This is a genomic window from Streptomyces sp. NPDC012769 (assembly GCF_042901205.1).
In the GTDB taxonomy this organism is placed as follows: domain Bacteria; phylum Actinomycetota; class Actinomycetes; order Streptomycetales; family Streptomycetaceae; genus Streptomyces.
The window spans coordinates 1,134,096-1,147,972 of record NZ_JBIBCP010000002.1; the positions used below are offsets into that span (position 1 = coordinate 1,134,096).

General features: G+C 71.7%; 11 protein-coding genes and 1 tRNA gene. 9 read left to right on the top strand and 3 right to left on the bottom strand.

From position 1 onward, the window contains the following. The first annotated feature begins 20 nt into the window (after positions 1-20). The 6 genes from ACFY7C_RS14215 to ACFY7C_RS14240 all read left to right on the top strand — a co-directional run bounded on the left by ACFY7C_RS14215 (position 21) and on the right by ACFY7C_RS14240 (position 7,890). Positions 21-908: a helix-turn-helix domain-containing protein gene (locus tag ACFY7C_RS14215; protein WP_389648829.1), complete on the top strand. Its 888-nt coding sequence runs from the start codon at positions 21-23 to the stop codon at positions 906-908. Positions 909-919: 11 nt separating this feature from the next. Further along, positions 920-1,330: a chorismate mutase gene (locus tag ACFY7C_RS14220; RefSeq protein WP_389648832.1), complete on the top strand. Its 411-nt coding sequence runs from the start codon at positions 920-922 to the stop codon at positions 1,328-1,330. Continuing rightward, the gene (locus tag ACFY7C_RS14225) at positions 1,330-2,334 is read left to right on the top strand and encodes an asparaginase (protein WP_389648835.1); all 1,005 of its coding nucleotides are present in this window, start codon (positions 1,330-1,332) and stop codon (positions 2,332-2,334) included. The genes ACFY7C_RS14220 and ACFY7C_RS14225 overlap by 1 nt, the downstream gene beginning before the upstream one ends. A gap of 54 nt (positions 2,335-2,388) precedes the next feature. Then, on the top strand, positions 2,389-4,872 hold the full coding sequence (gene pepN / locus ACFY7C_RS14230) for an aminopeptidase N (protein WP_389648838.1): 2,484 nt from the start codon (positions 2,389-2,391) through the stop codon (positions 4,870-4,872). 184 nt (positions 4,873-5,056) lie between these two features. After that, positions 5,057-6,460 (top strand): pyridoxal phosphate-dependent decarboxylase family protein, encoded by a 1,404-nt coding sequence (locus tag ACFY7C_RS14235; protein WP_389648841.1) that lies wholly within the window; start codon positions 5,057-5,059, stop codon positions 6,458-6,460. Continuing rightward, entirely contained in the window at positions 6,457-7,890 is a 1,434-nt protein-coding gene (locus ACFY7C_RS14240; RefSeq protein ID WP_389648844.1) for a lysine N(6)-hydroxylase/L-ornithine N(5)-oxygenase family protein, read from the top strand. Before ACFY7C_RS14235 ends, ACFY7C_RS14240 begins: the two co-directional genes overlap by 4 nt. Before the next feature lie 25 nt (positions 7,891-7,915). Here ACFY7C_RS14240 and ACFY7C_RS14245 read toward each other — a convergent pair whose 3' ends face one another. Next, positions 7,916-9,712: a bifunctional metallophosphatase/5'-nucleotidase gene (locus ACFY7C_RS14245; RefSeq protein ID WP_389648847.1), complete on the bottom strand. Its 1,797-nt coding sequence runs from the start codon at positions 9,710-9,712 to the stop codon at positions 7,916-7,918. 115 nt (positions 9,713-9,827) lie between these two features. Between ACFY7C_RS14245 and ACFY7C_RS14250 the strand changes: the two genes are divergently transcribed. Together ACFY7C_RS14250 and pyk are read left to right on the top strand one after the other, a co-directional pair. Then, on the top strand, positions 9,828-10,511 hold the full coding sequence (locus tag ACFY7C_RS14250; RefSeq protein ID WP_389648850.1) for an SIMPL domain-containing protein: 684 nt from the start codon (positions 9,828-9,830) through the stop codon (positions 10,509-10,511). A 160-nt stretch (positions 10,512-10,671) separates the two neighbouring features. Continuing rightward, positions 10,672-12,102, top strand: a complete 1,431-nt coding sequence (pyk, locus tag ACFY7C_RS14255; protein ID WP_389648853.1) for a pyruvate kinase — start codon at positions 10,672-10,674, stop codon at positions 12,100-12,102. Positions 12,103-12,104: 2 nt separating this feature from the next. On the opposite strand, the gene ACFY7C_RS14260 is transcribed toward pyk, so the two are convergent. Together ACFY7C_RS14260 and ACFY7C_RS14265 are read right to left on the bottom strand one after the other, a co-directional pair. Continuing rightward, positions 12,105-12,887, bottom strand: a complete 783-nt coding sequence (locus tag ACFY7C_RS14260) for a transcriptional regulator (protein WP_389648856.1) — start codon at positions 12,885-12,887, stop codon at positions 12,105-12,107. A gap of 110 nt (positions 12,888-12,997) precedes the next feature. After that, positions 12,998-13,072: transfer RNA gene (locus ACFY7C_RS14265), tRNA-Leu, on the bottom strand. A 99-nt stretch (positions 13,073-13,171) separates the two neighbouring features. Between ACFY7C_RS14265 and ACFY7C_RS14270 the strand changes: the two genes are divergently transcribed. Further along, positions 13,172-13,840 (top strand): response regulator, encoded by a 669-nt coding sequence (locus tag ACFY7C_RS14270; RefSeq protein WP_345489405.1) that lies wholly within the window; start codon positions 13,172-13,174, stop codon positions 13,838-13,840. Positions 13,841-13,877 lie beyond the last annotated feature (37 nt).

Sequence of the window (13,877 nt, forward strand, 5' to 3'; positions counted from 1 at the left end):
GTCGGGAAGGCGGTCGCGCCGTGTATCACACCTGGATGCGCTACTTCACGCCCGGACCGGTCCACCACCGCCTGGGCCTGGTCTGCCTCGGCGTCGGACTCCAGCACGGCGCCCTGCCCACCGTCGGCCCGCGCACCCTCGACCACCACGTCGCCGTCGTCGTCAGCTCCGGCGGCGGCTGGTACCGGGGCCCCGACGGACGCCGCACCACCGTCACCGCCCCCGCCCTGATCTGGCTCACCCCCGGCGTGCCCCACCACTACTCCGCCGACCCCGGCACCGGCTGGGACGAGTCCTTCGTCGACTTCTCCGGACCCGCCACCGCCACCTACACCGAACTCGGCTACATCGAACCCGACCGGCCCGTCGTCCCCCTCGCCGACGCCGCCCCCGCCCGCGCCGCCATCGCCCGCATCGCCCGCGCCGCCCGCCCCGGCAACCCCCTCCTGGAGGTCGAGACCGGCGCCGCCGTCCACGAACTCCTCGTCGCCCTGCGCCGCGCCCGCGCCGACACCAACGCCGACGGCGACCCCGTCCTCGCCGCCCTGGCCCGCGACGCTGATCGCCGACTGACCGTCGCCGAACACGCCGCCCGGCACGGCATGACCGCCGCCGAGCTGCGCACCGCCGTCCGCCGCGCGGCCGGCTGCAGCCCCAAGGACTACCTCCTCACCGTCCGCCTCGGCCGGGCCAAGGAACTCCTCGCCGGCACCGACCTGCCGGTCGCCGCCGTCGCCCGCCGCGTCGGCTACGACGACCCCGCCTACTTCTCCCGGCTCTTCACCCGCCGGGTCGGCACCGCCCCGATCCGCTTCCGCGAACAGCAGGGCAGGACCGTGCCGGGCGGCTGGAGCCACATCGTTCCGGATCCCGAACACCCGCCCACCATCCTCGGCGGATCCGGATAGGCTCGCTGGTCATGAGCGAGATCGACGAGTCCGTACGGGCCGAGCTGACCCGACTGCGCGAGAGCATCGACAACATCGACGCGGCGGTGGTCCACATGCTCGCCGAGCGCTTCAAGTGCACCCAGCAGGTCGGCGTCCTCAAGGCGAAGCACCACCTGCCGCCCGCCGACCCGGCCCGAGAGGCCCGCCAGATCACCCGGCTGCGGGAACTCGCCGGGAGCGCGAAACTGGACCCGGCGTTCGCGGAGAAGCTGCTGAACTTCATCATCGCGGAGGTCATCCGCCACCACGAGACGATCGCCGACGGAACGGTCGCCGACGGAACGGTCGCCGACGGAACGGTCACCGAGGGAACGGTCACCGAGGGACCGGTCGCCGAAGCGGCCCCCGCCGAGGGCCCGATGACGGACGGAGCACGCTGATGGCCCGCGTCACCGTGTTCACGCTGGGGGGAACCATCTCCGCGAGGGGCGGTGACGCGGCCCGCATGACCGGCACCGAGGTCCTCGCCGGGCTCGGCGTCGCCCCCGCCGGCCCCGACGCCCCGGACGTGGAGCTCCGCGACTTCCGCCGCGTCCCCAGCTCCTCCCTCTCCTTCGAGGACCTGGCCGCCCTCGCCGACGAGGTGGCCCAGACCGTCGCCGCCGGCTCCGGCGTGGTCGTCGTCCAGGGCACCGACACCCTGGAGGAGACCGCCTTCCTGCTCGACCTGCTGTGCACCACCGAGGAGCCGGTCGTCGTCACCGGCGCCATGCGCCGCCCCGACCTGCCCGGCGCCGACGGCCCGGCCAACCTGGCCGCCGCCCTCGCCGTCGCCGCCGACCCCGGCTGCCGCGGCCTCGGCGTCCTCGTCGTCCTCGCCGACGAGATCCACGCCGCCCGCTTCGCCCACAAGGCCCACACCACCTCCGTCGCCACCTTCGCCTCCGCCGGTGCCGGACCCCTCGGCGCCGTCGTCGAGGGCGAGCCCCGCATCCTGCTCCGCCCGGCCGTCCCCACCCGGCTCTGCCCGCTGGCCTTCGACCCCGACGTACGGGTCGCCCTGCTGACCCTCTCCGTCGGCGACCGCGGCGAACTCCTCGAGACCGTCGCCGAGCGGTACGACGGCCTGGTCGTCGCCGCCTTCGGCGCCGGCCACGTGCCCGCCTGGCTCGTCGACCCGCTCGCCGCGCTCACCGCCCGCATGCCGGTCGTCCTCGCCTCCCGTACGGGCGCGGGCGCGACCCTCTCCCACACCTACCGCGGTCCCGGCTCCGAATCGGATCTGCTGCACCGGGGACTGATCCCGGCCGGACCCCTCACCCCCGTCAAGGCCCGGCTGCTGCTCCACGCGCTCCTGTCCAGCGGCGCCAAGGGCCCCGCCGGCTACGACCGCCCCCGTATCTCCGCCGCCTTCGCGCACCTGGACGGCACCGGCCTCGCCTGAGCTTTCGGTGAAACCCCCCTGACCCGGCAGGGGGCCATCGGGCAGCATGGGCGCATGTCCGTACTGACGCGCGACGAAGCGCAGACCCGTGCCCAGCTGCTCGACGTCCACCACTACACCGTGGACCTCGACCTCACCACCGGCGACGACACCTTCGCCTCCACCAGCCTCATCCGCTTCACCGCCCGCGCCGCCGGGGACACCTTCGTCGAGCTCAAGCCGGAAACCCTCCACTCCGCCGTCCTCGACGGCGAGCCGCTCGACATCGCGGCCCTGGACGACAACCGGCTCCCCCTCACCCTCACCGAGGGCGAGCACACCCTCCGCGTCAGCACCACCATGCGCTACTCGCGCACCGGCGAGGGCATGCACCGCTTCACCGACCCCACCGACGGCGAGACGTACGTCTACACCCAGCTGTTCATGGACGACGTCCAGCGCGTCTTCGCCGCCTTCGACCAGCCCGACCTCAAGGCCGTCTTCGAGGTCTCCGTCACCGCCCCCGAAGGCTGGACCGTCCTCGCCAACGGCATCACCGAGCAGCAGCCCGACGGCCGCTGGACCGCCGCCCCCACCCCGCTGCTCTCCACCTACTTCGTCTGCGTCGCCGCCGGACCCTGGCACTCGGTCCGCACCGAACACGCCGGCCTGCCCTTCGGCATCCACTGCCGCCGCTCGCTCGCCCCGTACCTCGACGCCGACGCCGACGAGATCCTCGACGTCACCAAGGCCTGCTACGACCGCTACCACCAGAAGTTCGACGAGCCGTACCCCTTCGACTCGTACGACCAGGCCTTTGTCCCCGAGTTCAACGCGGGCGCCATGGAGAACCCCGGACTCGTCACCTTCCGCGACGAGTTCGTCTTCCGCTCCGCCGTCACCGACACCGAGCGGATGACCCGCGCGATGGTCATCGCGCACGAGATGGCCCACATGTGGTTCGGCGACCTCGTCACCCTGCGCTGGTGGGACGACATCTGGCTCAACGAGTCCTTCGCCGAGTACATGGGCTTCCAGACCATCAACGAGGCCTGCTCCGACCGCTTCGCCGACACCTGGATCGACTTCGGCGTCACCCGCAAGTCCTGGGGCTACGAGGCCGACCAGCGGCCCTCCACCCACCCCGTCGCCCCCGACCCGGACGCCGTCCCCGACACCGCCTCCGCGCTGCTCAACTTCGACGGCATCTCCTACGCCAAGGGCGCCTCCGCACTGCGCCAGCTCGTCGCGTGGATGGGGGAGGACGACTTCCTCGCCGGCATCAACATCCACTTCAAGCGCCACAGGTTCGGCAACGCCACCCTCGCCGACTTCATCGACAACCTGGCCGCCGCGACCGACCGCGACGTCCACGGCTGGGCCGAGCAGTGGCTGCGCACCACCGGCGTCGACACCCTCACCCCGCGCCTGGAGGGCAAGGGCACGGCGTGGCGGCTCACCGTGGACCGCGACGGCAGCCGCCCGCACCGCATCCGGGTCGGCGTCTACGACCGCGACTCGGCCGGCGCGCCCCTGCTGCGGGCGCGCCATGACGTCGACGTGCCGCAGGCGGCGCCGCTCCACCTGGCCGGCCCCCGCCCGGCGCTCGTCGTCCTCAACGAGGACGACCTCACCTACGCCAAGATGCGCTTCGACGAGGACTCGGAGGAGACCGCCCTGCGCTCCCTCTCCCGGATCCCCGACGCCCTCACCCGAGCGGTCGTCTGGAACGCCATGCGCGACATGGTCCGCGACGCCCAGCTGGAGCCCTCCGACTACCTGGAGTTCGCCCTCGCGCACCTCTGCGACGAGACCGAACTCGCCGTCGTGCAGGGCGTCCTCGGCTTCGCCCGTACGCAGATCGCCGACCGTTACGTCTCCGAGGCCGACCGCCCCGCCGCCCTCGCCACCCTCACCGCCCTCACCCGCGACCTGCTGCGCCGCACCGAGGACGGCGACTCGCCGGGCCTGCGCCTCACGGCCGTCCGCACCTTCATCGACAGCGCCACCACCCCGCAGAAGATCGCCTCCTGGCTGGAGGACGGCACCGTCCACGGCGGACCCGAGCTCGACCCGGAGCTCCGCTGGCGCATCCTCGCCCGCCTCGCCGTCCTCGGCGCCGTCGACGAGGCCGCCGTCGCCGCCGAACTCGACCGCGACCCCAGCGCCACCGGCCAGGAGGGCGCCGCCCGCTGCCGCGCCGCGCTGCCCACCCCGGAGGCGAAGGAAGCCGCCTGGTCGGCCATGTTCGACTCCGACGACCTGTCCAACTACCTGTTCACCGCCACCGCCCAGGGTTTCTGGCAGCCCGAGCAGTCCGAGCTCGTCGCCCCCTACGTGGCCCGCTTCTACCCCGCGGCCGTCGCCCTGGCCGAACGCCGTGGCCCCGCCATGGCCGAGGCGGCGGGCCGCTGGGCCTTCCCGTCCTACGCGGTCGACGCGGAGTCCCTGGCCCTGGGCGAACGCCACCTCGCCCAGGACGACATGATCCCCGCCCTCCACCGCAAGCTGACCGACCAGCTGGACGACCTGAGGAGGGCCCTGAAGGTCCGCGGCTAGCCAGAGCCCTGAAGGTCCGCGACCGCGGCCGGCCGCAGGGGCCGGCCGCGTGCCGCACGACCACCGGCCCGCCGCCGGACGACGACCCAGAGGACGGGGCCTCGCGCAAGGCCCCGTCCCTCGTTCGGGTCACACCACGGCCCTCTCCGGACACACCGGCGAAAACCCCGGCACCCTGTCGTCCATGCGTGCCGAACCCCCGCCCCTCGCCGCCGACTCCACCGCCCTGCGCGCCCTCCTGCCGACCGTCCTCGACGCCCTCCACGACGGCGCCGCGGCACGCCGCGGCCCCCTCCCGGCCGGCGGCCCGGAGGCCGTCACGCGCCAGGTGCGGGAGGCCCTGGGGGAGGCGCTCCCGGAGAAGGGCACCGGCCCCGACGAGGCCCTGCGCGCCGTCGTCCACGCGCTCGCCGCCGGCGCCGCCGACCCCGCCCACTCTCTGTGCGCGGCACACCTCCACACCCCACCGCTCGCCCTCGCGGTCGCCGCCGACCTCGCCGCGTCCGCCCTCAACCCGTCGATGGACTCCTGGGACCAGGCCCCGGCCGCCTCCGCGCTCGAAGCCCTCGTCACCACCGCCCTCGCCACCGAGATCTTCCCCACCACGGCCGAGACCGGCACCCCCGCCACGTCCGAGACCGGCACCCCCGACGCCCTCGTCACCACCGGCGGCACCGAGTCCAACCAGCTCGCCCTCCTCCTCGCCCGGGAACGACAAGCCCACACACGCGTCGTCGTCGGCGCCAACGCCCACCACTCCTTCCACCGCGCCGCATGGCTGCTCGGACTGCCCGAACCGGTCACCGTCCCCGCCCCCAACGGCACCATGGACCCCGTCGCCCTGGACGAGGCCCTCACCGACCTCGGCGGCCCCCTCCTCGTCGCCGCGACCGCCGGCACCACCGACGCCGGGCAGATCGACCCGCTCCCCGAGATCGCCGACCTGTGCGCCGCACACGGCGCCGACCTCCACGTGGACGCCGCCTACGGCGGACCCCTGCTGTTCAGCGACACCCACCGCGCCCTCCTCGCGGGGCTCGACCGGGCCCGTACCGTCACCGTCGACCTGCACAAACTGGGCTGGCAGCCCGCCGCCGCCGGAATCCTCGCCGTACGCGACGCCACCGACCTCGCCGTCCTCGCCCACACCGCCGACTACCTGAACGCGGACGACGACACCGAAGCCGGACTCCCCGACCTCCTCGGCCGCTCCCTGCGCACCACCCGCCGCCCCGACGTCATCAAGACCGCCGTCACCCTCCGGGCCCTCGGCCGCACCGGACTCGGCGCCCTCGTCGACGCCTGCATGGACCGGGCCCGACACCTGGCCGACCTCGTGGAGAAGGCACCGGGCCTCGAGCTGTACGCCCGGCCGACCCTGACGACCGTGCTCTTCCGGCCCCACGACCTCCCCGACGGCGCCGTCGCGGCGGTCCGCCGCACCCTCCTCGCCGAAGGCCGCGCGGTCCTCGGCCGGGCCACGGCCGACGGCCGGACCTGGCTCAAAGCCACCCTGCTCAACCCCCACGCCACCCCCGGCGACCTCGAAGAGATCATCACCCTCGTGGAAGGCAGCACCCCCCGATGACCGGCAGCACCGGCGGCACCACCAGCACCCCGCAACCCGACCCCGACCGTCCCCACGACCTGGTGGGCGTCGGCATCGGCCCGTTCAACCTCTCCCTCGCCGCCCTCGCCCACGGCGTCCCCGGCGGCCTCGCCACCGCCTTCTACGAACAGCGACCCGACTTCCACTGGCACCCCGGACTGCTCATCGAGGGCGCCACCCTCCAGGTCCCCTTCCTCGCCGACCTGGTCACCCTCGCCGACCCGGCGAGCCCCTGGACCTTCCTCAACTACCTCAAGAGCCGCGACCGGCTCTTCCCCTTCTACTTCGCCGAGAAGTTCCACATCCAGCGCGCCGAGTACGACGCCTACTGCCGCTGGGTCAGCGGCCTCCTCCCCGGACTCCACTTCGCACACCAGGTCGACTCCGTCCGCTGGAACCCCGAACGCCGCCTCTTCGAGGTCGACTACACCCAGCTCGACGCCGACGGCGAGGCCGAGGCCCTCGGCCGCTCCTACACCCGCAACGTCGTCCTCGGCGTCGGCACCGAGCCCTACGTCCCCGAGCCGCTGCGCCCGCTCGCCGACGCCCCCGGCGTGCCGGTGATCCACTCCTCGGACTACCTCGCCCACCGCGAGACACTGCTCGCCGCCGGACACGTCACCGTGATCGGCTCCGGCCAGTCCGGCGCCGAGGTCTTCCTCGACCTGCTGCGGGCCCGCCCCGCCGGAGCGGAGAAACTGCACTGGCTGGCCCGCACCGAGGCCTTCGCACCGATGGAGTACTCCAAACTGGGCCTGGAGCACTTCACCCCCGACTACACCCGCTACTTCCACGCCCTGCCCGAACACACCCGCGGCGAACTCGTCCCCCGCCAATGGCAGTTGCACAAAGGCATCGACGCCGACACCATCGCCGCCATCCACGACGAGCTCTACCGCCGCACCCTCCACGGCGGCTGGCCGGACGCCGTCCTCACCCCCGGCGTCCGCGTCCGCACCGCCGGACGGGTCGCCACCACCAAGGTGGAGCTGCACCTCGAACACCTCCAGCAGAACACCCGCTCCCGCCTCACCACCGACGCCGTGGTCCTCGCCACCGGCTACCGGGAACGCCCGGTCGACCGCATGCTGGCCGGCCTCGACCCGTATCTGCGCCACGACTCCGCGGGCCGGGCCAGGATCGACGCCACCTACCGACTCGTCCTCGACGCCTCGGTCACCGGCTCGGTCTACGTCCAGAACGCCGAGAAGCACACCCACGGCGTCGGCGCCCCCGACCTGGGACTCGCCGCCTGGCGCAGCGCGGTCATCCTCAACTCGGTGACCGGAAAGGAGCCCTACCCGCTGCCCCGCCGCACCGCCTTCACCAGCTTCGGCCTGGACGCGCGAGAGGCGCCGAGCATCCCGGCCCAGGGCCAGAAGCTGACGCCTCTCACACAGAACGTCTGACGGGTGACGTCTGACGGCTGACGGACTAGAACACCGGCACGCCGTCCCGCGTCAGCTTCCAGCCCACCGACGCGAAGGCGGCCGGATCGACCGTCCCCTTCGCCTTCACCCACTGGATGATGGTGTTGCGGATCTCGTCCGAGTTCGCCCACAGCTGCTGCGCGCCCGCGATGTGCGGGAACGCGCCGCCGCCGCTCGCCCGGTAGTTGTTGACCGCGAGCACGAACCGCGCCGCCGGGTCGAGCGGCCTGCCCTCGAAGGACAGGTTCACGATCCGCTGCCCGGCCGGCTTGGCGATGTCGATCTCGTACGTCAGGCCGGACACGGCGTCGTAGTTGTAGTCCGGGGTGCCGTCCGCGTTGGTGAGCTTCGCCGTGTCGACGGGCGCGCCCGCCGGCGTCGTGACGTAGTACTTCGCCGAGTACTCCAGGTAGTCCTTCAGCTGGGCGCCCGTCATCAGACGGGCCTCCAGGGTGTTCTCGAAGGGGTAGAGCCCGGCGGCGTCCCGGATGGTGACCTGCCCGGCCGGGATACGTGCCGTGCGGGAGAAACAGGAGGCCTGGGACAGCACCGGCAGGTCCGCGTAGGCACCGCCCGCCAGAGCCGCCTTCACCGTCTCGGCCTGGACCACGTTGATCAGGTCGATGATCGGCTCGTCCTTCCACGGCGCGTCGGCCGTGGTCATGACGGCGGTGGAGGTGCCGATGATCTGGTTGACGTACGCGACGACCTTCTTGTGCTCGTCGGCCAGCAGCCCGGTGATCTCCGGGTCCTCGGGCACCGTGTTCGAGTTCAGCACGGTCGCGCCGAGCCTCTCCACGACCCAGCGGCCCTTCTCCCACACCAGGTCCACGTCGAAGAGGGTGAGCCGCTGACCCCACTTGAGCGGCTCCGACAGGACCACGTCCTTGCCGGTCTCCTTGTTGGTCACCCGGTACTCGGCGATCTCCGTGTGCGCGTGGCCGACGAGGATCGCGTCGATGCCCGGCACCTGCTCGGCGACCAGCCCGGCCGCGTTCTCGATGTACGGCAGCTGGTCACCGTACGAGGAGGTGCCGCTGGAGCCGGAGTGAGCGGAGACGATCACCACGTCGGCGCCCATCGAGCGCAGCTTCGGCACCCACTTCGCCGCCTGCTCCTCCAGACCGGGGAAGACCATCTTGCCGGAGACGTTGGCCTTGTCCCAGATGGCGATGCCCGGGTTGGTCAGACCGAGCACCGCCACCTTCACGTCACGGCCGTGCGGCGTCCGCAGCCGGTGCATGCTGTACGGCGGGAAGGCCGGCCGCAGCGTCTTCGCGTCGAGCGCGTTGGCACCGAGCAGCGGGAAGTCGCACTGCTCCTGGAACTTCCGCAGCACCGGTATGCCGTAGTTGAACTCGTGATTGCCGAGCGCCGCGGCGTCGTAGCCGATGGCGTTCATCGCCTGCGCCATGGGGTGGACCGGGCCGCCGGCCTGCGTGATCGGGTCGACCTTGGCGTAGTAGTACGACAGCTGGGTGCCCTGGATGGTGTCACCGGCGTCGATGAGCAGGGTGTTGCACTCGCCCTTCTCCGCGCGGACCTGCTTCACCAGGGTGGAGATCTTGGCCAGACCGACGTCGTTGTGGGCCTTGTCGTCGAACTCCTTGTCGGTGAAGTAGTCCCAGTTGAAGACGTTCCCGTGCAGATCGGTGGTGCCCATCACGGTGAACGAGTACCGCTTGGCCGGCCGGGGGCGGGCCGGGTGGGCCTCGGCGGGGGCGGCGAGCCCGGTGGTGAGAGCGGCTCCGGCTCCGACGGCGGCGGAGCCCTCCAAGAAGGCCCGGCGGTTCAGCGGCATGTGTTTCTCCCCTTTTGTGTCAGCGCTGCCCATGGCGCACAACGCGCGTAGATTCTGGCTCAGACCGCACGGTCGCAACAGCCCCTGTCGATGACGGAATGGGAAAGTGTTCGGTATGACACAGCACCCCCCGACCCCCGAGGCCCCCCAGGTGACGGTCCGCGGCGAGGGCCGCCTCGAGGTGGAACCGGAACGCGCCCGCATCGGCGTCTCCCTCCGCGCCCGGGGCACCGACCGCACCGACGTCCTCGCCACCCTGACGAGCCGTAACACCGAAGCGATCACCCTGATCAAGTCCTACGGCGAGGCGGTCGCCACCCTGGAGACCGGCGCCCTGTCCGTCACCCCCGAACCGGCCCGCCACGGCCGCGGCGAACGCGTCCGCGGCTACCAGGGCTGGGTGCACCTCTCCACCGAACTGACCGACTTCACCGCCCTCGGTGAACTCGTCACCCGCCTCGCCGACCTGGAATGGACCCGCGTCGACGGCCCCTGGTGGTCCCTGCGCCCCGACTCCCCGGCACACGCGGAGGCACGCCGCCAGGCCGTCCGCGAGGCGGTGCGCCGGGCCCGCGAATACGCCGAGGCACTCGGCTCCACCCTGGTGGCGCTCCTCGAACTCTCCGACACGGGCCTCGGCCCCGGCCCCGGCATGTCGGGCCCGCCGGGAGGCGGCATGCGGATGGCCTTCGCCGCGGAGAGCACCGAGGCACCCCCTGCGCTGGACCTGGAGCCGCAGCGACAGACCGTCACCGCGGAGGTCGCCGCACGCTTCGTCATGAGCCCGCCCGCACTCTGACGTCCGCGCTGTGAGACACCGGCGCCCCGACCCCGTAAACCGCTCATCGGAGCAAGCCCGCGCACAGATTCAAGACTTGTCAACAACCTTTCACCGAAAGGTTGTTGAGTCGACATGCCCGACCCCTTCGCTACCAGCCGGTAAGCCCTAGGCTCGCCTCATGCGCCGAGCGAAAATCGTTTGTACCCTTGGGCCCGCCACCGAAACATACGACCAGATCAAGGCATTGGTCGAAGCCGGAATGGACGTGGCCCGCCTCAACCTCAGCCACGGCAGCTACGTCGACCACGAGGAGCGCTACCAGCGCGTGCGCAAGGCCGCCGACGAGACCGGCCGCAGCGTCTGCGTCCTCGCCGACCTTCAAGGCCCGAAGATCCGCCTCGGCCGCTTCCGCGAAGGCCCCGTACTCCTTGAACGCGGCGACCACTTCACCATCACCACCGAACCGGCCGAAGGCGACCGCCACCACTGCGGCACCACCTACCCCGGCCTCGCCGACGACGTCACCCCCGGCGAACGCATCCTGGTCGACGACGGCCGCGTCACCCTCGAGGTCACCTCCGTCGAAGGACCCCGCGTCCACACCCGCGTCGTCGAAGGCGGCATCGTCTCCGACAACAAGGGCCTCAACCTCCCCGGAGTCGCCGTCTCCGTCCCCGCCCTCTCCGACAAGGACGTCGACGACCTCCGCTGGGCCCTGCGCACCGGCGCCGACGTCATCGCCCTCTCCTTCGTCCGCAGCGGCCGCGACGTCGAGGACGTCCACCGGATCATGGACCAGGAAGGCCGCCGCGTCCCGGTCATCGCCAAGATCGAGAAGCCCCAGGCCGTCGACAACATCGACGACATCGTCGCCGCCTTCGACGGCATCATGGTCGCCCGCGGCGACCTCGGCGTCGAAATGCCCCTGGAACAAGTCCCGATCGTCCAGAAACGAGCCGTCAAGCTCGCCAAGCGCAACGCCAAGCCGGTCATCGTCGCCACCCAGATGCTCGACTCGATGATCGACAACTCCCGCCCCACCCGCGCCGAAGCCTCCGACGTCGCCAACGCCGTCATCGACGGCACCGACGCCGTCATGCTCTCCGGCGAGACCAGCGTCGGCAAATACCCCATCGAGACCGTGCGCACCATGAGCCGGATCGTCGAAGCCGCCGAAGAGGACATCCTCGCCAAGGGCCTCCCCCCGCTCACCGACCGGAACAAGCCCCGCACCCAGGGCGGCGCCGTCGCCCGCGCCGCCGCCGAGATCGGCGACTTCCTCGGCGCCAAGTTCCTCGTCGCCTTCACCCAGTCCGGCGACACCGTCAAACGCCTCTCCCGCTACCGCTCCCCGATCCCCCTCCTCGCCTTCACCCCCGAACCGTCCACCCGCTCCCAGCTCAACCTCACCTGGGGCGTCGAGACCTTCCTCGGCCCCCACGTCGACTCGACCGACGCCATGGTCGCCCAGGTCGACGAGGAACTGCTCCGCATCGGCCGCTGTCAGAAGGGCGACATCGTCGTCATCACCGCCGGCTCCCCGCCCGGCGTGGCCGGCTCCACCAACATGGTCCGCGTCCACCACATCGGGGACCCGGTGACGGGCTGAGGTCAGTACTTGGGGCCGACGTGGGCGTCCATGAGGGCGACGGAGGCCCGCCGTGCCACGGACACGTCCTGCGCTCCCGTCGCACGCCGCCGGCTCCGCCAGGCGACCCCGACCCGGTCGAGGGCCGCTGTGTACAGCCGCACGATGTCCTCCGACGTGTTCGTGAAGAAGTACCGGGGGTACTCATAGCGCTTCGTCCGCCCGGCGATCGTCTTCTCCGTCCAGTTGACGATCCGCGCCCCGTCGGAGTGCACCAGCCCCCGGAGGAAGTCCCAGGGGTGCGCGTCGACGATCTCCTGCTGCCAGGGTTCGAGCGCGATGCGCCGCTCGTGCTTCTTGCCCGGGCCGTGCTGGGGGAACAGGCACGTCCAGTGCCGGCCGTAGCTGGTGACCATGACGCACCCCTGCTTCTGCAGGACGCAGACGCTGCCCTCGGGGCGTACGGCTTTGATCGCGGCCCGGCACATCTCGATCAAGCCGGGCCAGGCGTCGGCGCACGCGATCCGCAGATGGTGGCCCCCCTTGGGGTGAGCGCTGATACAGCCGTCGCCGAGGTAGAGCCCGAGGAGGTAGGCGTACTCGGCCGTGGCGACCGGGACGCCCGGCACCGGCCGGCATCTCGGGCACGGGGCGGTCTGGGCGGAGATCCGTGGCTTGGGTTCGAGCCGCGTCCTCCAGGTGCGTATCGCATGACGCGAGACGTTCAGCTGCTTGCTGACGGAGTTGAGGCTGCGGCCCTGGGCGACGAGAGCCAGCGCCCGCTTACGGGTCCCGAGGTCGTACATGTGATCGAGCCTTGCTCGCCCGCCTCTGTCGCGGGGTGTGAACCGTCGTGGTTCACACGTGTGAGTGACGACCGTTCCGAGGGGTCGTGACCTTGGAACTGAAGGAAAAGTGCCCCGGGTCGGACTCGAACCGACACTGTGTGGGTTTTGAATCCACTGCCTGCTGCCAATTGGGCTACCGGGGCCCGCAAAATCAAAGGTTTCCCATGACCCTGCGCGCGTCCACCTTACCGCAGCTAGGTAGGCTCATGGGGAGCAGAAACTGCGCCCACCGAGGAGCCCGCGTGACCGCCCCCGAGTCGCCCCAGCCCGTCGCCGACGACGACGCCGCCACCGCGTCCCACGTCCCGCCGCTGACGACCCGCGTCGTCATCGCCGAGGACGAGGCCCTCATCCGTCTCGACCTCAAAGAGATGCTGGAGGAGGAGGGCTACACCGTCGTCGGCGAGGCCGGCGACGGGGCCACGGCCGTCGAGCTGGCCCGGGAGCACAAGCCGGACCTGGTGATCCTCGATGTGAAGATGCCGGTCCTGGACGGCATCTCGGCGGCCGAGAAGATCGCCGGGGAGTCCATCGCCCCGGTCCTCATGCTCACCGCCTTCTCCCAGCGCGAGCTCGTCGAGCGCGCCCGGGACGCCGGCGCCATGGCGTACCTGGTGAAGCCGTTCAGCAAGAGCGACGTCGTGCCGGCCATCGAGATGGCCGTCTCCCGCTTCGCCGAGCTGCGCGCCCTGGAGAAGGAGGTCGCGGACCTCTCCCAGCGTCTGGAGACCCGCAAGCTGGTCGACCGTGCCAAGTCGATCCTGCAGACGCAGTACGGGCTGACCGAGCCCGCCGCGTTCCGCTGGATCCAGAAGACGTCGATGGACCGGCGCATGTCGATGCAGCAGGTCGCCGAGGCGGTCATCGAGGACGCCGAGGAGAAGAAGGCGGCCAAGGCCAAGGAGCAGTAGCCGGCCCGTACGGACCGGCTACCTCTACGGAGAAGGC

What these genes read in the sequence shown, in the direction of transcription:
- ACFY7C_RS14260 (WP_389648856.1), bottom strand. Translation starts at nt 12,887, where the DNA reads ATGTACGACCTCGGGACCCGTAAGCGGGCGCTGGCTCTCGTCGCCCAG.
- ACFY7C_RS14225 (WP_389648835.1), top strand. Translation starts at nt 1,330, where the DNA reads ATGGCCCGCGTCACCGTGTTCACGCTGGGGGGAACCATCTCCGCGAGG.
- ACFY7C_RS14220 (WP_389648832.1), top strand. Translation starts at nt 920, where the DNA reads ATGAGCGAGATCGACGAGTCCGTACGGGCCGAGCTGACCCGACTGCGC.
- ACFY7C_RS14240 (WP_389648844.1), top strand. Translation starts at nt 6,457, where the DNA reads ATGACCGGCAGCACCGGCGGCACCACCAGCACCCCGCAACCCGACCCC.
- ACFY7C_RS14245 (WP_389648847.1), bottom strand. Translation starts at nt 9,712, where the DNA reads ATGCCGCTGAACCGCCGGGCCTTCTTGGAGGGCTCCGCCGCCGTCGGA.
- ACFY7C_RS14235 (WP_389648841.1), top strand. Translation starts at nt 5,057, where the DNA reads ATGCGTGCCGAACCCCCGCCCCTCGCCGCCGACTCCACCGCCCTGCGC.
- pyk (WP_389648853.1), top strand. Translation starts at nt 10,672, where the DNA reads ATGCGCCGAGCGAAAATCGTTTGTACCCTTGGGCCCGCCACCGAAACA.
- pepN (WP_389648838.1), top strand. Translation starts at nt 2,389, where the DNA reads ATGTCCGTACTGACGCGCGACGAAGCGCAGACCCGTGCCCAGCTGCTC.
- ACFY7C_RS14250 (WP_389648850.1), top strand. Translation starts at nt 9,828, where the DNA reads ATGACACAGCACCCCCCGACCCCCGAGGCCCCCCAGGTGACGGTCCGC.